We start from the raw sequence: 26,436 nt of genomic DNA on the forward strand, positions 1-26,436 counted from the left end.
ATCGCCTGAAGCAGATGCGCTCGAAGCGCCGGAGCGCCCCGGATCGCATTGCGGCCGGGGCGCAGCGCTTACCACTGCCCCGATAACAGGCAAGTCAGCGCCTGGATACCGCTGAATTGGTACCACGGATCCGGGTCACTGCAACCATTCTGCAACAGCGCCACCTCCATATGCTTGGCGTCTTCAGGACGACTCGCACTGGCGAACGGAGTCTGCACCGCAGGCTTGGCCGGCACACTGTCCAGCGCAACCTTGGCGGGCATGACGATCGGTGCCGCGCTCGCACTGGCTTGTGCGGTAACGGCAGTCATGGCGGTCAGAGTGACAATGGCGCTGAAGCCCAGCGCTCGGTAAAGGCTTTTCATGATGGAGTCCTTTGCGTCCGAGGGATATGCCGCACGCACCACGGCGGCAGATCCATACTGGCGGCAGGCACACATTGCAGCCATAACGCAGGTGTTCTAATAGCGCATTGCCGCGCCGATCCCAAAACAGCGCTTCAGCGCCAAGGCAGTAATCGGCGATCATTGACGGCTCATGGCCGCTCGATGACGAGCAGCATTGGAATCGGCCTCCCACCAGCGCCGACAGCGATGGCGGTTCTTCATGGGGCGATAGCGGGTAAACGGACGGGAAAAAGGCACTATGGGACAGCGTCAAACGCAGATATTGAAACAAGACCTCAAGGCAGTGGCAGAAGACCTGAAATGGGCATCTGTCGACCTGGTCAAAATTGCCGAACGCCTCAGAGGCACCGAGAACGAAGCGGACGCCTGGGCCATTCTTCGCATGGTCGGCGTACTGATCAATGGCGAGGATCGGCTCAACAAATATGCAGGCGAGGTGAAGTCCGGGCGGATCGTCAGAACCAAGGGATGATGAATCGCACCGAAGCCGCGATTGGGACGGCGTGCTGATTTACAGCACCCCGCCCACAGAAGCGTGAAAACGCCCCCATAAGGGAACCCGGCACGGCGCGAAGAGGCGGCCGCATCGGCGCCTCATGCCGTGGCGTCACCTCGCCAGCGTGGAGGCTTCATGTCCCGGGTTTCAGATCGATCTCGAAGAATTTCCATTTCCGCCCAAAAGCTTCGGAAATCGCCATCAAATCGCAGGCAAAGAAAAAGCCCCGTAGTCATTGACTACGGGGCTTTCCGTTTGGAGGCTGAGGTCGGAATCGAACCGGCGTTCACGGATTTGCAATCCGGTGCATAACCACTCTGCTACTCAGCCTTTAAACCGAACGGGCCGTACTTGACGGCCCGTTTAAATTGGAGCGGGAAACGAGACTCGAACTCGCGACCCCGACCTTGGCAAGGTCGTGCTCTACCAACTGAGCTATTCCCGCTTGTCTTGTCGACGGGCGCCATTCTATAGCTTCGTAACGCCCAGTCAAGCCTTTGATTCAAAAAAGTTATTTCTTTTCAGCGGTCACGCTGAGGTGCGGCCAGGCGGCCAGCAGGTATTGCACCATCGACCACAGGGTCAGCACGGCAGCGACGATCAGCAATACGTAACCGATCAGCACCCAGAAGCCGAACAGCGGCGGATTGCCGAGCAGGATCACCAGCGCCACCATCTGCGCAGCGGTCTTCCATTTGCCCAGGTTGGAGACGGCGACATGCGCCCTCGCCCCCAGCTCGGCCATCCACTCGCGCAACGCCGACACGACGATCTCGCGGCCAATGATGATGGTCGCCGGGACGGTCAGCCACAGGTTGGCATGTTCGGCGACCAGCAACACCAGGGCGGTGGCGACCATCAGCTTGTCGGCAACAGGGTCGAGGAAGGCGCCGAACGGCGTGCTCTGCTCCCAGCGACGTGCCAGGTAGCCATCGAGCCAGTCGGTGACGGCGGCAAAGGCGAAAACCGCGCTGGCAGCCCAGTAGCTCCACGAAAATGGCATGTAGAACAACAGGATGAAGATCGGGATCAGCAGAACGCGGAGCACCGTTAGGAGGTTGGGGATATTCATCGGCTCGACTGGGCGGTTAAGTGAGGCGGCATTCTACTCGCTGTGCAGGGCTGCATAAATCAACCCAGCGAGCTTTTTACTGATACCGGGCGCTTTGGCGATTTCTTCCGCACTGGCACGGGACAATTCTTGCAGACCACCAAAGTGGTTGAGCAGTTCACGGCGGCGCTTTGGCCCGACGCCTGCCACCTCTTCCAGGCTCGACGTGCGGCGTGTCTTGCCGCGCCGGGCACGGTGCCCGGTGATGGCGAAACGGTGCGATTCATCGCGGATCTGCTGGATCAGGTGCAGGGCCGGCGAATTGCCCGGCAACGTGAACTCGTGGGCGGCGTCGTTCAGGTACAGGGTTTCCAGGCCTGGCTTGCGCGTCGTGCCCTTGGCCACACCGAGCAGAATGAGCTCTGGAACCTCGAGGGTGGTCAGCACTTCGCGGGCCATCGCCAGCTGGCCCTTGCCGCCGTCGACCAGCAGAATGTCCGGCAGCTTGCCTTCGTTCTGCTTGATCTTGCTGAAGCGGCGGGTCAGCGCCTGGTGCATGGCAGCGTAATCGTCACCACCGGTCACGCCTTCGATGTTGTAGCGCCGGTAGTCCGACTTGATCGGGCCTTCGGGGCCGAAGACCACGCAGGAGGCCACGGTCGCCTCGCCGCTGGAATGGCTGATATCGAAGCACTCCAGGCGCTGCGGTACTTCGTCCATGTCCAGCGCTTCGGCCAGGGCATCGAAGCGCCCTGCCATATGGGCACGGTTGGCCAATCTGGCTCCCAGCGCCTGCTCGGCGTTGGTCACCGCCAGTGCCTGCCAGCGCGCTCGGGTACCGCGGACGCGGTAGCTGATGCCCAGCTCACGCCCACGCAGCTCCTGAATGGCGGCGATCAGCACGGGATAGTCTTCGTGGGGCGCGTTGACGATCAGCTCGGTGGGCAAATCGCGCTCCTGAGTACCCAGGTAGTACTGACCGAGAAACGCCACGAGCACGTCCTGGGTCTCTTCTTCGATGGCCACCTGGGGGAAGAAATTCTTGCTGCCCAGCACGCGCCCGCCGCGCACGCTGATCAGGTGCACGCAGGCGCCGCCGGGGTTGACCATGGCCGCGATGACATCGACGTCGCCGGTGCCGCCTTCCATGCTCTGCTGGTCCTGCACGCGGCGCAGCAGTGCCATCTGATCACGCAGCTCGGCAGCCTTCTCGAAATCCAGTGTCATCGAAGCCTGCTGCATGTTGGTGGACAGCTCGGCATTCAAGGCGTTGCTGCGCCCCTCCAGGAACATCACCGAGTGCCGTACATCCTCGGCGTACTCGGCCGGCTCGACGAGGCCAACGCAAGGCGCCTTGCAGCGCTTGATCTGATACTGCAGGCACGGCCGGGTGCGGTTCCTGTAGTAGCTGTCTTCGCACTGCCGTACCAGAAAGGCCTTCTGCAGCAGCGCCAGGCTTTCACGGATCGCGCCAGCGCTCGGATACGGCCCGAAATAGCGGCCCTTGCGGTTCTTGGCCCCGCGATGAATGTCCAGACGCGGGTAGTCGCCATCCGACAGGAAAACGTACGGATAGGATTTGTCGTCACGCAGCAGGATGTTGTACGGCGGCCGCCACTCCTTGATCAGCGTCTGCTCGAGCAGCAGCGCCTCGGTCTCGTTGGCGGTGATGGTGGTTTCCACCTGGGCGATCTTGCCGACCAGCGCGGAGGTCTTGGTCGCCAACCCGGTCTTGCGAAAGTAGCTGGCAAGACGCTTCTTCAGGTTCTTGGCTTTACCGACGTAGAGCAGATTCGAGCTCGCATCGAACATGCGGTACACGCCTGGACGACCGCTGCAGGTGGCGAGAAAGGCACTGGCATCGAACACGGGAGTGGCTTCAGCTGGTGGCATCGACCATGCCGTGACGCACTGCAAGCAACGCCAGCTCCACATCGCTGGTGATCGCCAGCTTCTCGAAAATTCGATAACGGTAGGTGTTCACCGTCTTGGGCGACAGGCAGAGCTTGTCTGAGATGCTCTGCACCTTCTGGCAACCGGCGATCATCAGAGCGATCTGGATCTCGCGTTCGGAGAGCAGATCGAACGGCGAATTGCTGCTCTGCGGCTGGAACGACTTGAGGGCCAGTTGCTGGGCGATCTGCGGGCTGATGAAGCGCTGCCCACTGAACACCATGCGAATGGCCTGCACCATTTCTTCCAGCGCGGCGCCTTTGGTCAGATAACCGGCCGCACCGGCCTGCAGGAGACGGGTCGGGAACGGATCCTCTTCGCACACGGTGACGGCCACGACCTTGAGGTCGGGGTGGCTGCGAATCAGCTTGCGGGTCGCTTCCAGGCCGCCGATGCCTGGCATCTTCACGTCCATCAGAACGACATCGGGCTTCAGTTCACGGACCTTCTTCAGCGATTCTTCGCCGGAGCTGGCCTGGCCAATGACCTGCAGGCCTTCTATATCGGCCAGCATGCGTGAAATGCCCGTGCGAACGAGGTCATGATCATCGACAACCAATACCTTAATCAAACGAACACCTCGTACCTGCGCGAGCGCCGCACAGCGACTACCTGAGAGAAATGCACCATAACAAAAAACCTGACGCCTGAGTTAGCTCTGCACGTCAATTCACCAGCGCCAATTATAAGTTGATGGCGCAGCAGCCTCATCTGCCGGCTAGCGTGACCGGGGAATGGCAGCAATGCCCGCGAATAGCGCTCGCCCAAATAAGCAGCAAACGCCCCGCTGAACGCCCTGCGCCTAGGCATCATCACCCACCTGCCGGCAGCCGGAATAAATACGCACGGATGCCACTGCCCTGGTGGCGGCAGGCTTCGCCTCACGCACCGCAGCGCCAGGCATCAGCGTCATCGACCTGTAATCGCCAGGGCGGACACTCACGCAGTGCCAGGGCGAATAATTTAAGCGGAACGCCAACCACGCGGCACCGCTCTCAAATTACAGACCGTGAAACATACCGAGGGAAATCGCATGGACATGCTCATCAAGCAACTCAAGACCGTAACCGCTGGCCGTTACCACATCATCACGGAAACCTCCTCGGAGGGTCTGCAGGTCGACTGCCTCGATCTGCAATGCAACCTCGTGGCCACGCGCCGGCTGTCTGCCGCGCAGATGCAGAACAAGATCCTGATGACCGCCGTCTACGCGGACCTGAAAGGCTCTCTGGGCTACTGACAGCTGATTGGCAACGGTTCTGCCGAGTGGAAAAACCAATTGCCATGCGCTGCCCCTGTGATGCGGCCTCACGCAAGTGACTGGCCGCACCTGCATAGATGAGCGGCTCAAGCCATTGCACGGATGGCGGCGCGTCCTTCTCATCCCTCTCAATCAACACCCCTCGCAAAACGACAAGGCAGAGTGACATTTGTCGATCTCGCCATTACTGTATGCACATACAGCAATAAAGGCGAGTACTCATGGCAAAAGGCACCTCATCAGCTGCAGCGACACCCTCCTCCTACGAATTGCTTGGCGCCCGGGTTTCGCGGGCCATCAATTCACCGGCCGCGCAAAAATCCCGGACAGCCGTACTGCTCCATGCAGAGGGTGACAGCCCCGATGACTGGGCGCGCATCCTGGAAGAAATCGGCGAGAACGATAACGTCACGATCGCCCACCGGGACGACGGTTACCAGCTGTTCTGGACGGTCCCAAAAGATGACTGACCGGTCGCAAAAATAGCCTGAACAAAGGCGACAAGACTCATTCTATTTTGATCATGCCCTGATAGCACGATGCCTCGACTGGTCGCGCATCAGGCATGCATCCCCATTCGCTAGATGAGCCTCGCCATGATCTGGATCGCAATCGCCATAACCGTATCGCTGGTATCTCTGCTCGGTGCAGGTGCCTACACCCTGCTGCAGATTCTTGGCGAGTTCAGCCAGAACTGACTCCAGGCACCGCGATACCACCTCGCGACCGCATCGACATCGAGACGACCGGACAGCCGGCATACACCCGCCAGCCGATGCGCCGGTGCCCTCGCCCGCGACATATTCGAGCTCGCAGGCGTCACTCCGATGAATACCTGATACCCCCCCTCGCACTGTGGGGGGAATGGCACTAACCTAGCCGGCGATATCCCCCTTCCCGCATCAGTAGAAGCTCATGTCAGAAAACTCGCTCAGCATAAGCCTGCTGCTGCCCGCCGGTACTTCTCTGGCAAGCAAGCTCAGCCACGAACTCATTGAGCATCTACCGGTAGGCGTTTATCTCTGCAATTCAGCGGGCGTGGTGGTGGCATACAACCACAAGGCCGCGGAAATCTGGGGCGAGGCTCCCAAGCTGGGCGATAGCCAGATCAAATTCTGCGGGGCACACAAGCTGCTCACCCCCGAAGGCGTGCACATCCCCCATGAACTCACGCCGCTGGCGGATATTCTCGTCACCCAGAAAGCCGTGACCAACTTCCGCACCATCGTCGAACGTCGCGACGGCACCCGTGTGCCGGTGCTGGCCAATATCGTCCCGTTGTTCGATGAGAACGGCACCATGCTGGGCTTCATGAACAGCGTGCAGGACCTTCGCCAGCAGGTCGCCCAGGAGCTCAACCAGCAGCATCTGGAGAGCGCCCTGTTCCAGTCGCAGAAAATGGAAGTGGTCGGCCAGATCACCAGCGGCCTCGCCCACGACTTCAACAACCAGCTGGCCAGCATGTCCATGGCCCTGTCACTGATGGAGAAAGATGTAGAGACCGCTGGCTCCAGTCGCCTGAGCAAGTATTACGATCTCTGCAAGGAGGCGGTGGATCGAGCCACCTCGCTGGCCGACAACCTGCTGCGCTTCTCTCGCAAGCGCGCCAAGAAACTGGAGCGCATCGACCCCAACCAGGTACTGCTGGGCATGGCTTCGCTGATCCGCACCGCGGTCGGCAGCAAGGTCGTGATCAACCTCAGCCTGGCGCCAGACGCACGCTTTCTGAAGGCCAACAAACAGCAATTGGAAAGCGCCATCCTCAACCTGGCCATCAACGCCCGGGATGCCATGCCAGACGGCGGCACCCTGACCCTAAGCACCCACGATGCCAACCTCGACCGCACCAACTTCACCCATCACAACTCCAACTTCCAACCGGGAAGCTACGTGGTGATCAGCGTAGTCGACGAAGGCTGCGGCATGGCGCCCGAGGTGCTGGACAAAGTCTTCGCGCCCTTCTTCACCACCAAGGCAGACGGCAAGGGCACCGGCCTGGGACTCTCCATGGTGCGCGGCTTCGTCAATGAAATGAACGGCCAGCTCACTGTAGAAAGCGAACCAGGCCGCGGCAGCTGCTTCCGCCTGCACTTCCCCAGCTATGGAACCGAGCACTCCATGGCCATCGATGGGGCTGAGGAGTAAGCGGACAGGAGAGATACGGTTCGCCTATGCCCTAGCGACCGCTTGATCCATATGAGTGACTGGCTCCACTCGGTCGCAGACAAGAACGGGCAACAGACTCGAGCGGTTCAACCCATCAGGTTCGGCGCTGGAAACTATGCGGTTAAAAAGCAGAGTGGGTGGCTTTGGGTCTTGAGGCGAGGCTGGCTAATAGGTGTCCCCTTTTCCCCTATTTAGCCATCCAGCAATGTTTTGTGAGGATTCTGAATAAACTGATACGCTTTAGATTTCAAAAACTCCTCATACAAAGATAAATTTGAGGGAGCAATTACTCGACCACCTTCCTTTAATATGACGACGCACTTACATTCTTCTGCTAGTGATGAAAAAAAGTAAATACTTTTATTTACATCGGCACGCGCATCAACCATACAAATTACTTCATCCTTCCAAAACTCTACCCTTACCTGCCCATCAATACCAAAGAATTCGGCATCTACACTCCAAGAAGGTAAAGAGGGAAACATATTAGAAACATATTCCCTTAACTGAAGCCACCCTCCACCCCAATAATCAATGAACTCCTCAGAAATCTCTTCCTCAAAAAGAGTATCAACATCACGTGATTTAAATTGCTCCAAATATAAAGGAGAAGAGCCATCCTCTCTCAAAATCTTGTCCTGCGGAACGAGAAAGAAAACGAATTGCCAAATTGCCACATCAACTACCCCTACATCTAGGCTGTCTAACCGAGCCAATTGTATCTAAAACATATTTTTTCTGTATGAAAATTGGTTCTAGGAATTGGGAAACCGACCTTCTTGCATATAAACTCAGACGTCTCTCCTAGAAACCTTGCCGCAGTCAGTCGATTATTACCTACTACGACATGAGGCACACTATTGATCTCCACATACTGAATAACTGGATCCTTGAGCCCATCCTGCCGCATACTTTTAACTAGCTTTCTAAAATTATTATCTGTCATTGCATCAGTGACGCTTGAAGTAACCTACCTGAAAAGGCGTATCTTCGATTTTCTTCGCCGCTTTCTTGCCCTCGCTACCGAGCGAAGCCATGATAACCACAGCAGCTAGCGCGCACACATCTCTTTTAGTTTGTGAAACAGAAGAATCGGGTTCAGACCACTTAAATAAAAAATACATCACGACCGGTAACAGGGCGCCATTTGGACCAGGCGGTCGTTGGTATAGGGGCGTATTCAAAGCCAGCGATAACTATTTAAAAGAGCTGAAGCCACCTGCTTAGTATCCGCACCTGTTCGGACATGGTGTTCGACGCTGCGGGACAACAACGGATCATCACAGATGTAAATTCCAAATTATCAAAGAGCTTGTTATCTAACCGTAATCTGATCCCGGCGCAATGCGACTTCAATTATTTCTATCGTGTTCTGACCCTGATTTACAACCCCTCAATTCTGGCAAAGACAGCACTTCATCGTACTGTGGCCAATCTTCCCTTGCGCGCTTGAGCACACCTTGCATCAACTCGTCCAACTCAGGTACTGGTTGCTCGGGCGGCAATTGGTCAAAGGGCGCGGCCAGTAGCGGATGATCGATCTTCTGCGGATTGGCTAAACCTTCCCACTGGCGCAGGCGCAGGATATAGAGAATTTCCACCGGCACGCGCTCCAAGTGCCAGTCCTGATTGAAGTCGTAGGAATTCTTCTGGCTCTCTTTGCCGGTTTGCCAAGTGTGGCGGTCACACGCGGCCAACAGACAGGGCATCAGGTCGTCGGGTCTGGGAGTGCGCCACTCGGCCAACAAGGCTTCGTAGATGGGTTCGTCATAAGCATAAGCAGGCCATTGATGCGAGACATCACCCACCCAATCGGCAAACACACGCAGCATAAAGGCTTGGGCGCGGCGGTGTTGCTCTTCGCACTCAATCACTAATTGATGCCCACGGTTGAGAGCCGCATGGGTGAGATAGCCCTGATGGGTGACAGCATTCTTCCAGCCTAGGATCGCCATGGAGGCCATCATATTGGTGGTGGTTTGGATGCTATAGTTTTGGCGGCGTCGATCATTGCCTGCCGCTTTGGCAATAATGTCGAACTGGCCCGCCCAGAAGAACAACTGCCAAATTCCTACTTGGTAATAGCGCAACCAATGGGCCAACTCTAGAAGCCATTGCGGATTATCTGGTGCGGTTGCCAATACCCTGTGGGCTCGTGTGACGGCCATCCATTCGGAGCTACTACGCGTAACGTTGTCACTATTTGGTACAGGCATTGATGGCTTCGCAAATACATCGCCGCGCTCAACATATTCACGGATGCCATTCAACTCGTATTCATCTAATACGTGTGGCCCCTTGGCTATGCGCCCCAGCACACTTTTGTAAGAAGGCCATTTCGGGTTTACGCCCGAGCGCTCGCACTGAATTATTTCTTGGACCATGGCTCCACCTTAAATTCTGCAACACCTGTTTTACCAAAGACCGGCAGACCGACTTTGACGGTCACGCCTTGAACCTTGGATTTCCCTGAGTCCAACGCCGCTTGCAAAGCGTCTCTCAGTGCTGGGTCTGAATTTGATTTCGATGCATTATTCAACCCATTCTCTCAACCTCGCCTCGGGATCTCTCAGGGGACTCTTTGCGCCATCCAGCCTGCCCCTATCGATTGCTTTGGCTGCATCGGTCGTTGGAGAAGGCGTAGGCACTTGATATATGTCGCCGGGCACATTGCCGTTGATGAATGACAGCTTGATGCCTAGAATTCATATCGGCTACTTTTTGGGCTCGGTGTATGTTCGCAACTATCACCGCAGACCAAGATCGGCCTCTCTTCTTAGAATCAATCAGTTAAGGGCTAAATAAGTGCCATTCAAATCTTTCCATTTTTACCTTTCCTCCCCTATTCTGTAACCCAAACGTATCATCTCAGTTGGGAATAAAGGCTGCATAATCACCCTATCGTTAAAAATCAACAGCTTTGGAGACAACGCTGTAACATCGTAGATATTCTCCGCAATCAGCTTCAAATTTGTGCAAAATAAAGGAATCTCAGCATCATCCGCCAGAACGTACACACCATCTATTTTATTAGCAACTCCACTCAGCAACTCTTCAATACCATCGTAATCTTTAAAGCTCAACTCCTCCCATACAACCCCATTCTTTGAGACTGGATATTTTTTTAACACATTCATCGCCGCAACAAAACCATCTCCATCAATCACTCTAAAATCGGCACCAAGTGCTTCTTTACATTCTTCGAATAGAGTCATCTGATTACCTATTTAGCATTTCCAATATTGCCTCAAAGGCCTTCTCATTACCATCAAAAGGTATAACCAGCTTTACTGCTTTGCCAGGGCTTTCACCTCGAGTATAGCCCCATACATTTATGTGAGTACCTTTTGAATGCAAAAGTGCAAAAGGGGACAGATTTATTTTTCTGACACTTTCCTAGGCCTCCCCTGCCCCCGTAGCTCTATCCGTTGCCCCTGAACTCTCTCTATTTCATCCACAAAACGAGCACTACCGGTTAACTGCCCTCTCTGAAGTGCAGTCCGGATCAGTTCAATTTCACTTGACGTTACAGCTTGGCGCATGAACTTCATATAACGGATACGACGCCTTTCAGGCGTATCGCCAAGCGCGATGAAGCAAGGGTCAATATCCAACCAATCACTGTCCGCTTGATCAGTGGCGCGCATCTGGTAACTCGACCAGGGGTAGTCACCTGCCTCGGCAACCATACGGGCCCGAACCGGGTTTAACTCGATATAGCGGCAGCAGGCAAGCAAGTAGGCGTCTGACTCGACCACACTGGACTTGTAACGGCTCTCCCAGAGAGTGCCGGTGCGCCCTTCCAGACGATTTCTATACCGCGTGGCACGTGCTGCCAGGGCCTTCATCAACTGCCCCAACCCAGCGATGGCCTCACCGGGCGCCAGCAGCAGATGAACGTGATTCGTCATCAGGCAGTAGGCATTGACTTTGATCCCAAAGACGTCTTTCAACTCGCGCAGATCAGCAATGTAACGTTGATAATCCTGATCGCCGACAAAGACCACCTGGCGATTATGGCCTCACTGCACCCCGTGATGCGGGTAGTTAGGCACCACAATGCGTCCCATCCTTGGCATAACAACCTCCTTCCATTGAGGCTTTCAGCTTAGTCCATCAGCAATAAAATAAATCTGCCCCTTTTCCTTAAGGCAGCGGTACACCTGGGAACACTTTATTCCACAATATTCCCATCAAGTAGCTTTTAGCATCACTTTTATCATCTGCTGGATAGACAACATAACTGTCATTATCAAGCAACTCAACCCAAAGAGCAGATTGATCATTAAAAAGCCCAAGCAATTCATGCTCTATCTTTTTTCTCTGACGCTTATCATTTAGCACACGCCCCAAAGCAGCGAACGCCTCACTTTCATCCAAACCAACATCCACCGAAAATATAGAGCAGAGTAGGTTTTTTATAACGGGATAATCCTGCATTACATCACCTAGATGGGAATATAGGAAGAAAAGGGGACAGATTCTGAAGAATCCCCACAAAATATCCATGCAGATCAGTCGGATAGCTTGAAGATGCCTGCATGAGTCGGGCAGTTTGGTAGTCGCCAAACCAACCAACCCCCGAGACTCATGCAGGCAGTACGATTCTTACACAGGGCATTTTCCCGAGCACTCCCCACGATCCACAGCAAGCGACTGAATGCCTTGATGAGCAGCGTCAGTGCCTTGCTGCAAGGGCACCGCCTGACCCTGACCGATCTGGGCAGGGCCATGCCGAGCGCGGCTTACGCCAGGCACTCGATCAAGCGTGTGGATCGCCTGCTCGGCAACGCACATCTGCAAAACGAACGCCTGCTGTTTTACTGGAAAATGCTTACGGCACTGTTTGGCTCCCTACATCATCCCTTGATCCTGGTGGATTGGTCGCCAATCAATGCCGCGTCTGATCTTTACGTGCTGCGGGCTTCCATCCCATTGGCCGGTCGAGCGTTCCCTGTTTACGAAAGCGTGCATGATCGTGAAGGTTGCCCCCAGCGCCAGAAGCAACTGCTCGATGCACTTGAAGTCATGCTGCCCGAGCAGTGCGTGCCGATCCTGGTGACCGATGCTGGGTTTCGTCGCCCCTGGTTCCAGGCTGTTGAAGCCAAGGGGTGGCATTACGTGGGGCGTGTGCGCAATCGTGACCTCTATCGTGATGAACAAGGCCGCTGGCAACCGATCAAGCAGCTCTACCAGCAGATAACTTCGACAGCGCGCTCGCTTGGACAAATCGAGATGACGCGCAGTGCGCCGCACAGCGTTGCTTTGTACGGCATTCACCAGCGGCCCAGGGGTAGAAAACACCGACGCGTGACGGGCAGCATCGCCCGTAGCAAGCTCAGCCGACAGAACGCTCGCCGTGAACAAGAGCCCTGGCTGCTCGCCAGCAACCTGCCACAAGCTAACTGGACGGCACGTCGGATCGTGGGCATCTACCGCAAGCGGATGCAGATCGAGGAAGGGTTTAGGGATGTGAAAAGCCTACGTTTCGGCTTTGCCTTCGACCTGCATCGAACGCGCTGCCCACGGCGTATCGAGATCCTGCTGCTGATCGCAGCACTGGCTTGTTATGCGCTTTACCTTGCCGGCCTTCAAGCTCGGATGACAGGCAGGGCAATCCGCTTTCAGAGCAACAGCGTCAGGCATAAAACCGTGCTGTCGCTCTGGCGTGTCGGCCTTGAATACCTCAGGCGCTCGGCCAACGATTTATCCTGCTCGGTACTCACCAGGATGGAGCTATTGCTGCGTGACGAGGTTCACCGGCAAGCTCAGGTGCTGGAGTAGATTTGTGGGGATTCCTCAGGGTCTGTCCCCTATTGTTCTCATTGCTTGGAAGAGTGCCTGTTACGCGGTGTGCGCCTGCGCCCAGAGTACGCCTTGCTGAAGTGAAGTTCTGGCGACCGTGATCATGCTAGAGACGGGAAGCATCGAGCGCTTTGCCGATGTCGGCAAATTCGCTTCTTATGCACGGTGCGTGAATAGTGACCACTATTCCAATGGCAAGAAAAAGGGTGAAGGCAATACGAAGAACGGCAATGCCTATCTGGTCTGGGCCTTTGTCGAAGCAGCTAACTTTGCGCGACGCTTCAATGAAGAAGCCAAGCGCTTCTTCGACAAGAAGAAAGCAAAAACGAACAATGTGGTAGCCACCAAGGCATTGGCTCACAAGCTGGCCCGGGCGAGCTATCACATGCTCAAGGAGAAACAGCCATTTGATGTAAACCGCTGCTTCGCCTGAGGCGAATGAAGGTGGCAGCAGGTCAGCCGGAAAGGGGGCTGGATGAGAGCCAGCAAGTCTGAGTGGAGACCTGCTGCCACCGCCTGAGTGTGTTGTACCTGAGTCGCCTGCCAAGTGAGCTAGAAGAGACTGGACGTGTAGTTTTTATACGAGCCATGGTTCTGTGAAACGGTTTGGACACATTGGCGGCACCAACGTTTCTCTGGGGCGGGTTTCCCGCCAGGGCGGTGCTGGTCGTTAGCTACCGCTTGATCCATATGGGTGACTGGCGCGACTCGGTCGCAGCCAAAAACGAGGAAACGGACTCGACCGGATCAACCCATCAGGTTCGGCGCTGGAAAACTCTGCTCTTAAGAAAGCAGAGCGGGTGGCTTTGAGTCTTGACGCAAAGCCGGCTAATGGGTGCCCCTTTTTCTCATGACATAAAGGGTAATGCTTCTCTTACTTATGGCCACTTTTTAGTGCCGACAAAGACAGCACTTCGTCGTACTGCGGCCAATCCTCACGTGCGCGTTTAAGCACGCCTTGCATAAGTTCGTCTAATTCTGGCACAGATTGTTCTGGAGGCAGTTGATCATAGGGTGTAGCCATCAACGGATGATCGATCTTCTGCGGATTTGCCAAACCTTCCCACTGCCGCAGGCGCAGGATGTAGAGGATTTCCACTGGTACACGCTCAAGATGCCAGTCTTGATTGAAGTCGTAGAAGTTCTTAAGGCTGTCTTTGCCGCTTTGCCAAGTATGCCGGTCGCAGGCAGCCAAGAGGCAAGGCAGTAGGTCCTCAGGGTTGGGAGTACGCCAATGCAGCAACAACGCTTCGTAAATGGGTTCGTCATAAGCATAGGCAGGCCACTGGTGCGAGACATCGCCCACCCAATCGGCAAACAACCGCAGCATGAAGGCTTGGGCGCGGCGTTGCTCCTCTTCGTACTGAAGCACCAGTTGATGCCTGCGATTGAGCGCTGCGTGGCTGAGGTAGCCCATGTAAATCAGAGCATCTTTCCAACCCAGTATCGCCATGGCCGCCATCATGTTGCTGGCAGTTTGGATATTATAGTTTTGTTGACGTCGGGCATTTCCTGCTGCTTTAGCCAGGATGTCGAACTGGCACGCCCAGAAAAACACTTGTTTGATACCAACCTGGTAATAGCGAACCCAATGCGCCAAGTCCTGAAGCCATTGCGGATTATTTGCAGCGGTTGCCAATACCTCGTGGGCGCGTGTGACCGCCATCCACTCGGCACTGCTACGAGTAGCATTGTTTCTATTTGGAACAGGCATAGAGGGCTTAGCAAATGCATCACCGCGTGTCACATACTCACGAATGCCATTCAACTCGTACTCATCTGATACGTGTGGCCCCTTGGCGATACGGTCTAAGACACTTTTGTAAGAGGGCCATTTCGGGTTCACACCCGCGCGCTCGTATTGAATTATCTTTTGGGCCATGCTTCCACCTTAAATTCTGCAACACCTGTTTTACCAGGGGCCGGCAGACCGACTTTGACGGTCACGCCTTGAACGTTAGCTTTCTCGGAAGTCAACGCAGCTTGCAAAGCGTCTCTCAATGCTGGATCTGAGTTTGCAATCGATGCATCATTCAACCATCCTCTCAACCTCGCCTCGGGATCTCCCAAGGGACTCTTCGCGCCACCCACCCCATTTACAGAAGATTTCGCGTCCATCACTACTACGGTAATCATATCGCCATTGATCGCCACCGCGCAGCCATCACAGCCATGGTTGCTACCGTTCTGCAATGGTTTGAAATTGAGACCGGTTTTTTCATTGAGCAACTGCAAGGCCAACTGCTCACCCAGCACCCCATCATTTATAAGCGATCCATTCTTCCAGTTAGGCAGATGTGACAAATCAATACTTTCAAAATTTTGACCGAACAGCTCCTCAATGTCAGCAAATTTATTTGGCTGCGGGGCGGGCAAGCCTTCGAGTTTTGGGGGGGCATCTGGCGTTTTTGTGCCGATCGTTTCTTTGGGAGCTAACGGTACATCTCCATCAAAACCGTACTTCTCGATGATAGCCAATTGAGCAGCCAACTTATCAGCCGAGCCTGGTATCAGAGCACCGGCTTTCTCCTTAGTTAGCGTAACTCCAAACCTAGCAGCTTGCCCCGCTGCTTTTACCGCATCAGCTTCAACAGCAACTACCAGCGTCATCGCTACAGATATAATGTGTCCAATTTGCATGCCTAACTTCTCGGCGTGCTCTAGGCCACCAACATCAAGAGATGTTTTGGCTTTTTCGATGGACTGCTGCATCTCCTCGTACTTTGCACCCAGCAATTGCTTCATTGCCGGCATGTTAATCATCTCAGATATTTCATCAAGGCTCTCCCCTGGAAATGCAGAGAAGCGCGCCAACGTATTAAGCGAATCCAACCCGGAGCCTGCAAGGCCATCTCTCAAGCCTTTTGCTAGCCCAACGCCAGTAGCCAGATCCTGTTCTACTGATGTTTTTTGCCATTTAGCATATATCTTAAACTGTTCACCAACCGTCTGTGCTTCAGCCAATTCTTTGTTGCGTTGCACCTTCTGCTGTGTGGCCAACCAGTTGTTATCGACATTTGCAGTTGCCGCATTATTAGCGGTGGCGGCACCATCAGGATCCGTAACAGCAGCGATACCAGTTACGATGCTCAGAAGCAGATTACGCTTTGCTTCACGCTGCGCATTAGTTTCATCCGGACTAGTTTCGGTGAATACTTTCGTGAGAACGCTGCTGGCAGCGGCTCCCATCGCTCCAGCGGAACAGGACTGCTGGCTAGCACCAGCCGCGCCACAGGCGGCAATTGCGTGTAATGCGGCGTGCAAAGGGCTGCCTTCGCTCAATGAGCCGTTTTCCACCAACTTGCCTATATAAGCAGCGCCTTGCTGCTGCAGGTAGTTCACCACCATATTCTGCGCAAACTGACTCGCGCCTGCATTGACCTGGCCTCCCGCGGCAGCAGTCAGTGCTGTTGCAATTTGCCTATAGGTACCACCTGCGCCCCAGTTCTTATTGATGGCCTTAGCTTCATCCATGAGTACCTGTGCCTGAGCCAGCAAAATCAGACGCTGTGCAGTGGTGAGTCCATTGGCAGTATTATTTGCCTCAGCCTCAATTTTCTCTGCATAGGCTTTTTTAGAGTCCGCCTCACGCGCCTTAGCCTCCAGCAAATTACCCACATTCCTTACAAACTGCTCAGTAATCTCAAAGCCGGCTTCGATCTCCTTGCGATCAAAGATCGGTTTGAGAGTGTTGCTACCGTCTCTGTCACTGGAGACATCACGATTGACATCGGCAACTGCCTGCTCAGCAGTCTGGCCTGTCAGCTCCTGCTGTTTCGCCTCGTCGGTGATGGTGATGGTCCCACCACTGATCCCGCTATGTGTTGTGCTCTTTTCCTTGCCGCTGGCGCTTAGCGCAATTGGTGTGCCTGCATTCGCAGCGGCTTCCTGAACAGGTTTGCCATCCTTGCCCTCGATTACATTGCCTTCTTTATCGTGAGCAGCCATGCTGTAGCTGCCGCTCAAGCTGATGCTGCTGCCCTTGTACTCGGCTTTGTTCTCGATATCGGAATGCGTCAGCGTACCGGTCGTCAAGCTGTTCTTACCGTCCGCTACGGCTTTGTCATTGCTGGCGATGATGGCGCCTTGCAGATCCGTATTGCCGCCAACGTTGATCTGGAAGCCGTTATCGCCCGCCTTGATCCCCGTTTGCTGACCGACGCTTGCGTATTCACTATTGATTTTCTGCTGGCTAAAGCTTCCGGAGACAGTGGACACGCCCGCGCAGAAAGGCGGGATGCACAGGCTCAGCCCAACGCCCGCGTTTTGCTGTTTGGATTTGTAGTTGTCGATGTCTTGCTGACTGGCCAGATTAAAGTCGCCACCCACTTCGGCGGTAACTTGCTTGGCGGTGACTACAGCGCCTTTCAGGTTGGTGTCGCCACCACTGTTCAGGGCAACTTTCTCGCCCGCAGTTACCAACGTATTGGCATGGGTGATCGCTTCACCTTCGGATGAGCCTTTGCCTTTATTGGCAGCCAGTTCGAGGGTGAAGCCGTTCTGCTGACCGATACCGAAGCCAACACCTGCACTCCAGCCGCTGTTGCTGTTCTTGCCGTCTTGGTTGGCGGTGTTTTGCGCTGAGACCAAGTTGATGCTGCCATCCGCATCGAGCGATACGTTGCGCCCTGCATCGATGGTGCTACCCACAATGTTCAGGTTGCTGGCGTCACCATCACCGGTAGCCTTGATGTTGATGTCGCGGCCTGCCGCGACGCTGCTGGCGACCACATTCTGGCCGGACTGGGTACCGCCACTCTGGCTTTGGCTATTGCTCAGATTGACGCTGAACTTGATGCCAGTGAAGTCCTGAGCAGCCAGCGTCATCGCACTCTGATAAGCCTGGTAACTGCTCATTGCGGTGTTGGCTGCCGCCAAGGCTGTCAGGCGTCCGTCCTTGGTGTCACCCGCAGCATTGATCATGCGTTGCGCGCCCTGCACGGCGTCGATCAACGGCACGCTTACGGTGCCGCCAAGAGCGGTACGGTTGGAGCTTTGCTTCTGGCTGGAACTGAGCAGGTCATACCCTGCTTCGATGTCGACACGCTTGGCCGTGATCGAAACATCGCCCTGCGGCGCGATGACCTGGCTGGCCTGCTGCCGGTAGGCTTCCCCAGCCTTCAGCTCGACATCCCCACCCAGCGAGGCGATCTGGCTACCCAGTTGCTGAGTGGTGCTGTTCTGGCTGCTTTGCTTGATACTGACCACGCCCGTGGCGCCTTGCCACCAATCGCCAATTTCTCCAGACTTCTTCGAGCTGGAGCGAGCACTGGAATCATCCTTGGCCTCACCACTGGTGATCAGCAGATTGCGCCCAGCCGCTACGTTGATATCGCTGTCAGCGACCAGGGTGCTGCCCCGAACCGCAGTATCGCGGCCGCTTGTCACGTCAATGGTGGCGCCGCTGAGCGTACTGCCAACCTCCTGTGAGGAAGACGACTGGGCACCCTTGGATTTCTGCTCGAGCGTCAAAGAGCCATTGGTGGCAAGCGAGTCGAAGATGTGCCATTTCAGCGAGCTGGACTTGCTGGATTGACTCGACTGCTGCGAGGCCACCGCAGTACCTACCGATACATCGCGCCCAGCATCCAGGATGATGGCGTCGTCAGCACGCAGGCCTGCGGCGCGCAGCGCGATATCGTCATTGGCTTCGATGACGATGTTCTGGCCGTCCAGGCGAGTACCGGTAAGCGTTGAGGCCTCGGAACTGCTGGTTTTCGATTTGCTGGAGAACAGACCGCTTTTAGCCTTGGCGTTGGCCTGGCTGCTGGCGTTCTGAGCTGCATCCAGAACAACATTGCTACCTGCGCTCAGATAGATATCCGAATCGCTAATCAACTGGGCCCCGCGGGCGGCGATGTCCTTATCGGCACGCAGCGTCAGATCGCTCCCCGAGGTAATGTACGAGGAAACCGCTTCGCTGTTGGAGGACTCGGACATCTGCAGCTTACTGCTGCTGAACATGCCGCCTTTTTTCTTCTTGTAGAAGTAGCTGTAATCGAAGTTCTGGGCAGCATCGAGATCGATGTCACCACCGGCGTAAAGGTAAGCCTCTTCGCTAGCGTGGATCTGGCTGCCAATCAGCGTGGTGTCGTTGCCGGACACGCTGGTGAAGTTGCCGCCCGCTTCAATCACCGATGCTTGCTGACTGACGCTGGTCTCGGCGCGCTCAACCTTCTTGCCGGCGTGCTTGTAGAAGGACTCTTTATGGCTTTCGTTCGCGGCCGCGGCGATCACCATGTTTTCCGCGGCCTTCAGGTCGATATCCCCGGCCGCGTTGACGCGGCTGGCAATCACGCCCAAGTCGCGGCCCGCGCTGATGGCTAGATCGCCGCCCACCTGCACGTCGCTGCCATGCTGGGTGACCTGGTACTGACTACCCCGCTCACGGCGGCCTTGGTAGCTGTAGGAATCCTCTTCACGCTGGCTGGCGATCAGGGCATCGCGCCCGGCTTCGATGCGTGCATCACCACCGGCCTTGATGACGCTGCCCAAACTCTGCACATCGCGGCCCGCGATTGCGCTCAGGTCATTGGCCGCTTCGATACGCGAGGCGGCGGTCGCTACGTCGGCGCGGTACTGATAGTCCCTACCACTGCCGGTTACGGTGGTGATGGTGCGCTCGTTAATGATGTCGCCATCACGTGCCACCAAGCTCACGTCACGCCCGGAAATGATGCCGCCTGCGGCATTGCGAATGCTGTCGGTCGCCATCAGCTCGAGGCGCTTGCCGGCCTCGATCAGGCCGCGGTTTTCGATATTCGCGGCGGTGGCCGAGAGGTTATTGCTGGCACGCAGGGTGCCGCTGTTGTTCAGCGAGCCGCCACTGATCAACGTCACGTCGCGGCCCTGGATCAGCGCACCATTAGCCATCAGGCGGTTTGCTGGCTGAGCCATGTACAGCACTGGAGCGAGAACCTTCTCACCGGCAACTTCTACTTCTTCCATCCACACAATGTCGTGGGTCAGCGCCGCCACCTGAGCCGCGCTCAAACTCACGCCCACGGTGAGCTGCAGCGACTCTTTGCTGGCGATAGCGTTGTTCATCAGGTAGCGGAACATGGCCTCATCGCTATCCAGGCCAGCGATAAAGCGCTGGCCCGTGCGAGCGGTGATAGCGTCGCGAATCAGGCGCTGCTCGTAGAGGCCATCACCCAGGCGCTTTTGCGCCAGATCCGGATCGAAACCCAACCTGCTCAGCATGTAGTCGGAGTTGAGGAAGTTACCCAGGTTGGCGAGTGCTGGGTTGGTCTCGACCAAGTACTTGTGGCTGCTACCAGGTACGACCGGCTGGCCCAGCGTGGCTACACCGTCTACGGCCAACGGTGCCGTTACGCCTGCAACGACTGGCACCTGACCAGCACTGGTGCCACCTGGCACGGCAATCTGCTGCCCACTCAGGGCCGAGGCTGCGGCATGTTGCTCCTGGCTGCCGACGACAATGCCCTGACCGACGACGGCTGCAGGGCCGGCAATGCCAGTTACGGACGTCGCTCCGGTTTGCTGCCCGCCCTGCTGATTGAGGCGGAACAGGCCATTCTGGCCAGTGGGCAGGCTGAAGCCGGGCAGAGTCAGGGGATTGATCTGCTTTTGCGCGAGGTCTGGTGGCAGTTGCGTGGTAATGGCAATAAGCGGCGTGGTGCTGGCAGCAACCGTGGTATCCACGCCCTTCGAAGTATCGCCAACGTAGGTAGCCAGCGAACGCAGAACGCTGTTATTGATTTCCTGGCTGGCGGTGATTTTGACCGCGCCGCCGGCTTGCACTATTGCAGAAGCCACGACACTAGCGGCGATAGGCGTGGTATATGAAGTTCTACCATGGCGCCCAGGTGGGGCATAGGTTGCGACGAATTGCTCGCGCGTCATCAGCAGAGGGTCATAACTCGGGGAGTTCGGATTGCTGTACTGGTTGTATAAGTCCGTTTGCCGCAAGAATTCGTAGTAGATACCACGGTCTTGCGTATACAAACCGGCATCATAAAAACGCTCCTCACCACCACCGGCACCTATGTTGTTAAAAACATCGGTATCGATGGTGATGTCACCACCTGCAGATACAGTGCTGTGTCTGTTATCAAATAGATTGCCGCTGAAGGTGAAATTGCCAGCAGCACCTATGAATCCCGCTGCAGAGGCGCTTCCCGAGACAATTACATCTTCAAAGCGCTCGGTGGAGTTGAAACGCCAGGAGCATCCCTGCCCCGAACAATTGTCGCTACCATAAATGCCGATGCTGCCTGACACACGCTGCTGCTCAGTGGCGAAGCGATCCCGCTGGTTGCGCAAGGTATTGGCGTAGAGGCGCATATCACCGGCGCTTTCCACGGTCCCGGAGTTGTTGTCGATCAGGTTGCTTTCGCTGCCGTCGGCACGGCCGCTGATATCCAGGCCGCCCAGGCTGTAGATATCCGCCTGGTAGTTGACGAGTTCGTCTGCGCGCAGCGCCATATCTGCGCCGCTGAAGATCAAGCCGCTTTCGTTACGGAGCGTCGATGCGATGACTGAAAGATCGGCGCTGCTACCCAGTGTGCCGAAGTTTTCAAGCTGGGCTGCGCTGATAGCGAGACCGTCAACAGCGGTGATGACACCTCGGTTGTTCGATTGACCGACGATGTCGATTTCAGCCTTCGCGCCACTGCTGACACGGGCGCTTTCCGACAGGCTCAGGTTCGCGGCATCGAGCGTCAGGTTGCCGATGCTGCTCAGACGACCACCACCGCTGTAACCACCGGTGAGCGCAACGCTCATGCTGCCGTCACTGGCCAACACACCCTGGTTGATCCAGGTATCGCCGGTGCCGGTGAAAGACGTGGCAGCGAGCAGGCGGCCGGTCGCCGTCTGCGTGAAATGACCAATGTTCAGAACGAGGCTGGCTGCTTGCAGAAGGCTGTCATTGACCCAACTGCTGGCGTCGATAGTGAGTGCGCTGCCGGTGACGAAGCTGCCGCCCGCGGCCATCACCTGCGCAGTTGCCAGGCCGAAGGACCCGCTGCCCATGTGCCGGATCTGCCCAGCCTGGTTGACCAGGCTGCCTACCTGCACCGAGAGGTCTTGGTTGGCGGTCTCGATCAGGCCGCTGCGGTTGTCCAGGCTCGTGGCGTTAATGCGGGTGAAGCCAGTGCTGCCCAGCGAACGCAAGCGGCCCTGTCGGTTATCGACGCTGCCAGCCTGCAGCAGGAGCGAGCGTTCGCTTTCGATCAGGCCGCTCTGGTTATCGAGCGCGCCGGCAAGGCTAAAATCGATTGCTCGCGCCGCTACCTGGCCACCGCCGTTATTGACATGCGCTGCATGCACGGTGAGATCACCCCGTGCATAGAGCCCGCCGTCACGGTTGTTGAGCGACCCGGTGTCGATTTCGGCGTTGCCGTTCAGGCCGGACAGGTGCCCCGCTTCGTTGTCGATGTCTGCAGCGGTTACGTCCAGCGTTTGGCCCTGGGCAGTACCACTGCGGTTGTCGAACTCGCCGGTAACTGCCAACTGCAGCCGGCCGGCCGCGCTATCCAGCACGCCACGCTGATTGTCGAGACTCGCAGCCGTCACGTTGAGGTTGCCACCGCTACTGATCAGTCGCCCATCGCGGTTGCTGAACGCCTCGGTGGCGGTAACCTGCAGGTTACTGGCACTTTGCAAATTGCCCTGGTCGTTGAGGATGCGCTGTGCCTCGACCAGCAGCTCACCGGCCTGGCTGTAAATCAAGCCATCGCGACTGTTGTCCAGAGCACCGGTCAGGCGCAACGCCAATTGCTGACGGGCCAGCAGCGTGCCGCCGTCGGCGTTGTTCAAGCTGGCAGCAAGCAGCTGCAGCACGTTCTGGCTGGCCAGGGTTGCGCCCCTGTTATCGACGGATGCCGCTTCGATTCGCAGCGGCCCCGCACTGGCGAGCTGCGCGTTGTCGCGATTGACCAGTGCACCTGCCAATTGCAGATGAATACCTGCGTTGCTGGTGATCACACCTGCCGTGTTATCCAGGCTCTCACCACGAATGGCGAGCGCCTCGCCGGCGACGATCTGTCCTGCCTGGTTGGCGGTGTTGAGCGCCTCGATGTGCATGGTGCTTTGCGAGCTGATCAGGCCCTTGGCGCGGTTGTCGAGCTCATTCGAGACGCTCAGTTCGAGCGCTCCCTGAGTCGAGATGATGCCTGCACTGTTGATCAGGTCTTTGCTCGAGACGCGTTGATTGCCCTGGCTGACCAGAGCGCCCTCGTCGCGATTGTCCAACTGGTCGCTGAGCTCGATACTCAGCTCACCATTCTTGCTCGACACTGTGCCCTTGGCACTGTTGTCCAGCGCGCCCCCCTTGATGGCCAGGCCTTGCCAGCCGGAGATCAAGCCTGCCTGATCGTTGCGAATGGTCTGTGCGTTCAGGCTCAGGGTACCGCTGCTGATCAGCCGGCCACCGTTGCTGTTGTTCACGCTCTCAGCGGCCAGCAGGTAGGACTGCGTCGAAAAGAGCTCTCCACCCTGGCTGTTATTCAACGCCTTCAGGTTATCGATACGCAGAGGACCAGCGGCGGAAACGAGGCCAGCACGGTTGTCCAGCGATCCACCCTGCAGATCCACGGTGACGCCCGCTTCGCCAATCAGTGACCCTTGGCGCTGAATGAGTTCGGCGACCCGCAGGTACAGATTGCCCTTGGCGGATACTTCACCTCGCTCACTGGAGTCCAGGCTGGTGGCAGACAGGTCGAGCGTGCTCGTGCTGGAAATCAACCCGCCCTGGTTGGCAACGGAGCCAGCATCAAGCTGCAAGTGCTGCTTGGCGCTCAACACGCCACTGCGATTGAGCAGTTGGTCGACGCCGACCACCAGTTCACCCTGACTGATGATCTGACCGCTCTGGTTGTTCAGCTCACCACTCACCACGCTCAGTGCTTTGCCGCTGGCCAGCAGGCCATCGGCCGAGTTGTTCACCTGTTCGCTGCGCACCTGCAACGCTGCAGCGGCCGACAGGGTTCCACCCTCGTGGTTATCCAGTTCGCGGGAGGCAACTTCCAGATCGGCGCCGCTGGTAACCAGGCCTGCGGCACTGTTATCCAGTCGATTCGCCGCCAGCTGCACACCCGACATCCCGGAAAGCAGGCCTTTGAGGCTGTTCTTCAACAACCCGTCGATGCGCACCTGCAACTGTTGCGCGGAGATGACGCGACCGCCACTGTTGTCCAACGACTTGGCCGCCAGGACGAAGCTGAGATCACTGGATATCTCGCCACTCTGACTGTTGTTCAGAGCACCAACGTTGTTCAGAGCCAGTACACCCTTACTGGCAATCAAGCCGCCCTGACTGTTATCGAGTGCGCCCTGACCCAGATCCACCGACAGAGTGGATTCGCTGACCAACTGCCCTGCACGCTGATCCAATGTGCCAGTGGTAACGGATACAGGCCCGGTGGCAGCAATACGACCGCCTTTGCTGCTCACCGTATCGGCAATCAGGTTCAGACCTGCACCGCTGGTGATGCGGCCTGCATCGTCGTTGGTCAGGCTATCGGTGTCGACGCCTACTCCGGTCTTGCCGCTGATGGTGCCTGCCTGACGATTGTCCAGCGACACGCTCGCGATATCGACCTGGCTGTCGGTCAGTAGGCGCCCAGCGCGGTTGTCCACCTGAGCGACCTCGATGACCAGGTCACCCGCACTGGACAGTGCGCCACTGCGGTTATCCAGCTCATTGGCGGTCAGCTTCACCTGCCCTTCGCCGGTTACCAGGCCTTCCCGGTTGTCGAGTTTGCCGCGCAGATTCAGTTGCAATGCGGCAAGGCTGCTCAGCGTTCCGCCGGCACTGTTATCCAGGCTCTCGCCATCGAGCAGCAACCCATCTCGCCCGCCAAGAACGCCTTTGGTGTGGTTGAGCACCCGCTGAACGGCCAGTTGCAGGCCACTATCGCCAAGCAGCAAACCCGATGCGCTGTTATCGAAGGTTTGGCCAGTGACCTTCACTCGCCCGGCGCTGGAGATTTCGCCACCCCGGTTGTCGACAGACGCGACTCGCAAATCGATGCCGTTGCCTGCCGCCAACAGACCACCGCCACCGTTATCGAGGCGCTGCCCCTGCAGACTGAGACGGCCCTGACTCAGCAACTGGCCGCCTTGCTGATTGAACTCGGTGACCTGAGCGGTCAAGTCACCCTGGCTGGCGATCTTGCCCTGGGCAGCGTTTTCGATGAGTTCGGCACGCAGGTTCAGGTCACCATCGGCGATTACACGCCCGCCATTTTGGTTGCTCAGCAAGGTGGTCGTTGCATGCAGGCTGCCGCGGCTATCGATGACTCCGCCCGCGCTGTTATCTGCCCTCGACAGGCTGAGACCGAGTTGCTCGTCGGCGAGAATTCGACCGCCGCGATTGTCCAGCGCGTCGCCGCTCAGGTTAAGCACGTTGCCCGAGAGCAAGCCCGCCTTGCTGTTGTTGGTGACACCTGCCGATACGTCCAGCTGGGTCTTCGCAATCAGGGCCCCATCGGCACTGTTGTCCAGAACGCCATCGACCCGTGCACTCAACGTGCCCTGGCTGACGAGCGTGCCCGAACCGCTGTTATTCAGTTCCGCAGCTTTTACGGCCAACTGCACATTGGAAGACACGACGCCCTGTGCATTGAGCATCCTGCCTGCGACATCGAGGTCTACGCCTTGCTCGCCAATGACCCGCCCGGAGCGGTTATCCAATTCAGAGCTGGAAATGGCTACGCTCTTCTGGCTGGAGATTTCTCCACCACGGTTGGCAAGCTCACCGACTTGCAGGCTAACGCCATTGCCTGCGGACACGAGCCCGGCATTGCCGTTGTCGAGGGAGCTGGCACTGACCTGAACGTCACCTTGCGACAGCAGACGACCTTGCTGGTTGTTCATGCTGCCGGCCTTGACCGACGCCAGTGCCTGGCCGCTCAGCACGCCACTCTGGTTGTCCAGGGCCTTGGTATCGACCTTCAGCTCGCGGCTGGCAAGCGCTCGGCCGGCATTGCGGACCTCGGTCGCGTCGATGCGCACATCGCCGGATGCATTGCGGCTGTTATCGTTGTTGACGCCGGCTTCGATAATGCCCGCGTTGTCGAGGCGGCCGGCTTGTATATCGATGCTATTGGCGGCGGCGAGACTCTGCTTGTTGCTCAGCTCAGCAGTTGCGCGAATGGCGACGTTGCTGCCTGCATAAGCGGGCCCTGTCAGCTCGGCACTGCCGGCGACGATGTGCAGATTGTCCCGGGCGGCGATGCGTGACAGGGTCAGTTGCCCATTGGCATCGATCTGAATATCCCCGGCACTGGCCGCCATGTCGCCGGCCAGCTTCACACCCACGCCCGCCTCG

16 protein-coding genes, 2 tRNA genes and 1 pseudogene are annotated in these 26,436 nt (G+C 56.9%); 6 read left to right on the forward strand and 13 right to left on the reverse strand.

The features are described 5' to 3' along the window. Positions 1 to 68 precede the first annotated feature (68 nt). Positions 69 to 365, reverse strand: coding sequence for a hypothetical protein (locus ACT9T4_RS21280; RefSeq protein WP_042554587.1), 297 nt, complete (start codon positions 363 to 365; stop codon positions 69 to 71). A gap of 280 nt (positions 366 to 645) precedes the next feature. Here ACT9T4_RS21280 and ACT9T4_RS21285 point away from each other — a divergent pair, with 280 nt between their 5' ends. Next, entirely contained in the window at positions 646 to 879 is a 234-nt protein-coding gene (locus ACT9T4_RS21285; RefSeq protein WP_179538102.1) for a hypothetical protein, read from the forward strand. Between the two features lie 280 nt (positions 880 to 1,159). On the opposite strand, the gene ACT9T4_RS21290 is transcribed toward ACT9T4_RS21285, so the two are convergent. The 5 genes from ACT9T4_RS21290 to gacA form a co-directional block, all read right to left on the reverse strand. Then, a tRNA-Cys gene (locus ACT9T4_RS21290) sits at positions 1,160 to 1,233 on the reverse strand. Between the two features lie 39 nt (positions 1,234 to 1,272). Further along, a tRNA-Gly gene (locus ACT9T4_RS21295) sits at positions 1,273 to 1,348 on the reverse strand. Positions 1,349 to 1,414: 66 nt separating this feature from the next. Further along, a complete protein-coding gene (pgsA, locus tag ACT9T4_RS21300) occupies positions 1,415 to 1,975 on the reverse strand; it encodes a CDP-diacylglycerol--glycerol-3-phosphate 3-phosphatidyltransferase (protein WP_042554585.1) in 561 nt (186 codons plus the stop codon). A 33-nt stretch (positions 1,976 to 2,008) separates the two neighbouring features. Beyond that, a complete protein-coding gene (uvrC, locus tag ACT9T4_RS21305) occupies positions 2,009 to 3,847 on the reverse strand; it encodes an excinuclease ABC subunit UvrC (protein WP_042554584.1) in 1,839 nt (612 codons plus the stop codon). Then, positions 3,834 to 4,478, reverse strand: a complete 645-nt coding sequence (gene gacA, locus ACT9T4_RS21310; RefSeq protein ID WP_042554583.1) for a response regulator transcription factor GacA — start codon at positions 4,476 to 4,478, stop codon at positions 3,834 to 3,836. The genes uvrC and gacA overlap by 14 nt, the downstream gene beginning before the upstream one ends. 462 nt (positions 4,479 to 4,940) lie before the next feature. Here gacA and ACT9T4_RS21315 point away from each other — a divergent pair, with 462 nt between their 5' ends. The 3 genes from ACT9T4_RS21315 to ACT9T4_RS21325 all read left to right on the forward strand — a co-directional run bounded on the left by ACT9T4_RS21315 (position 4,941) and on the right by ACT9T4_RS21325 (position 7,313). Next, on the forward strand, positions 4,941 to 5,147 hold the full coding sequence (locus ACT9T4_RS21315) for a hypothetical protein (RefSeq protein ID WP_042554582.1): 207 nt from the start codon (positions 4,941 to 4,943) through the stop codon (positions 5,145 to 5,147). A gap of 242 nt (positions 5,148 to 5,389) precedes the next feature. Next, complete coding sequence (locus tag ACT9T4_RS21320; RefSeq protein ID WP_179538101.1) at positions 5,390 to 5,638, forward strand: DUF1654 domain-containing protein; 249 nt, start codon at positions 5,390 to 5,392, stop codon at positions 5,636 to 5,638. A 445-nt stretch (positions 5,639 to 6,083) separates the two neighbouring features. After that, positions 6,084 to 7,313 (forward strand): two-component system sensor histidine kinase NtrB, encoded by a 1,230-nt coding sequence (locus tag ACT9T4_RS21325; RefSeq protein WP_179538100.1) that lies wholly within the window; start codon positions 6,084 to 6,086, stop codon positions 7,311 to 7,313. A 212-nt stretch (positions 7,314 to 7,525) separates the two neighbouring features. Here the strand turns inward: ACT9T4_RS21325 and ACT9T4_RS21330 are convergent, their stop codons facing one another. From ACT9T4_RS21330 to ACT9T4_RS21350, 5 genes and pseudogenes are all read right to left on the reverse strand, one after another. Continuing rightward, positions 7,526 to 8,011, reverse strand: coding sequence for a hypothetical protein (locus ACT9T4_RS21330; protein WP_156152727.1), 486 nt, complete (start codon positions 8,009 to 8,011; stop codon positions 7,526 to 7,528). 675 nt (positions 8,012 to 8,686) lie between these two features. Next, positions 8,687 to 9,394, reverse strand: coding sequence for a hypothetical protein (locus tag ACT9T4_RS21335; RefSeq protein WP_499118823.1), 708 nt, complete (start codon positions 9,392 to 9,394; stop codon positions 8,687 to 8,689). Between the two features lie 768 nt (positions 9,395 to 10,162). Then, positions 10,163 to 10,549 carry a CDI toxin immunity protein gene (locus ACT9T4_RS21340; RefSeq protein ID WP_499118815.1) on the reverse strand — a complete coding sequence of 129 codons (387 nt, stop codon included), beginning with the start codon at positions 10,547 to 10,549 and terminating at the stop codon, positions 10,163 to 10,165. A gap of 162 nt (positions 10,550 to 10,711) precedes the next feature. Beyond that, positions 10,712 to 11,413, reverse strand: a pseudogene (locus ACT9T4_RS21345) (transposase). Between the two features lie 67 nt (positions 11,414 to 11,480). After that, positions 11,481 to 11,774: a hypothetical protein gene (locus tag ACT9T4_RS21350; protein WP_499118816.1), complete on the reverse strand. Its 294-nt coding sequence runs from the start codon at positions 11,772 to 11,774 to the stop codon at positions 11,481 to 11,483. A gap of 150 nt (positions 11,775 to 11,924) precedes the next feature. On the opposite strand from ACT9T4_RS21350, the gene ACT9T4_RS21355 reads away from it, so the two are divergent. Both ACT9T4_RS21355 and ACT9T4_RS21360 read left to right on the forward strand, forming a co-directional pair. After that, positions 11,925 to 13,118 carry an IS4 family transposase gene (locus tag ACT9T4_RS21355; protein WP_499118819.1) on the forward strand — a complete coding sequence of 398 codons (1,194 nt, stop codon included), beginning with the start codon at positions 11,925 to 11,927 and terminating at the stop codon, positions 13,116 to 13,118. Between the two features lie 124 nt (positions 13,119 to 13,242). Then, complete coding sequence (locus ACT9T4_RS21360; protein ID WP_499118825.1) at positions 13,243 to 13,572, forward strand: transposase; 330 nt, start codon at positions 13,243 to 13,245, stop codon at positions 13,570 to 13,572. 441 nt (positions 13,573 to 14,013) lie between these two features. Here ACT9T4_RS21360 and ACT9T4_RS21365 read toward each other — a convergent pair whose 3' ends face one another. Next, entirely contained in the window at positions 14,014 to 14,697 is a 684-nt protein-coding gene (locus tag ACT9T4_RS21365) for a hypothetical protein (protein ID WP_179540048.1), read from the reverse strand. Between the two features lie 308 nt (positions 14,698 to 15,005). After that, the gene (locus ACT9T4_RS21370) at positions 15,006 to 26,420 is read right to left on the reverse strand and encodes a hemagglutinin repeat-containing protein (RefSeq protein WP_499118821.1); all 11,415 of its coding nucleotides are present in this window, start codon (positions 26,418 to 26,420) and stop codon (positions 15,006 to 15,008) included. Between the last annotated feature and the right edge of the window lie 16 nt (positions 26,421 to 26,436).

This window comes from Pseudomonas sp. SZ40, assembly GCF_052958135.1.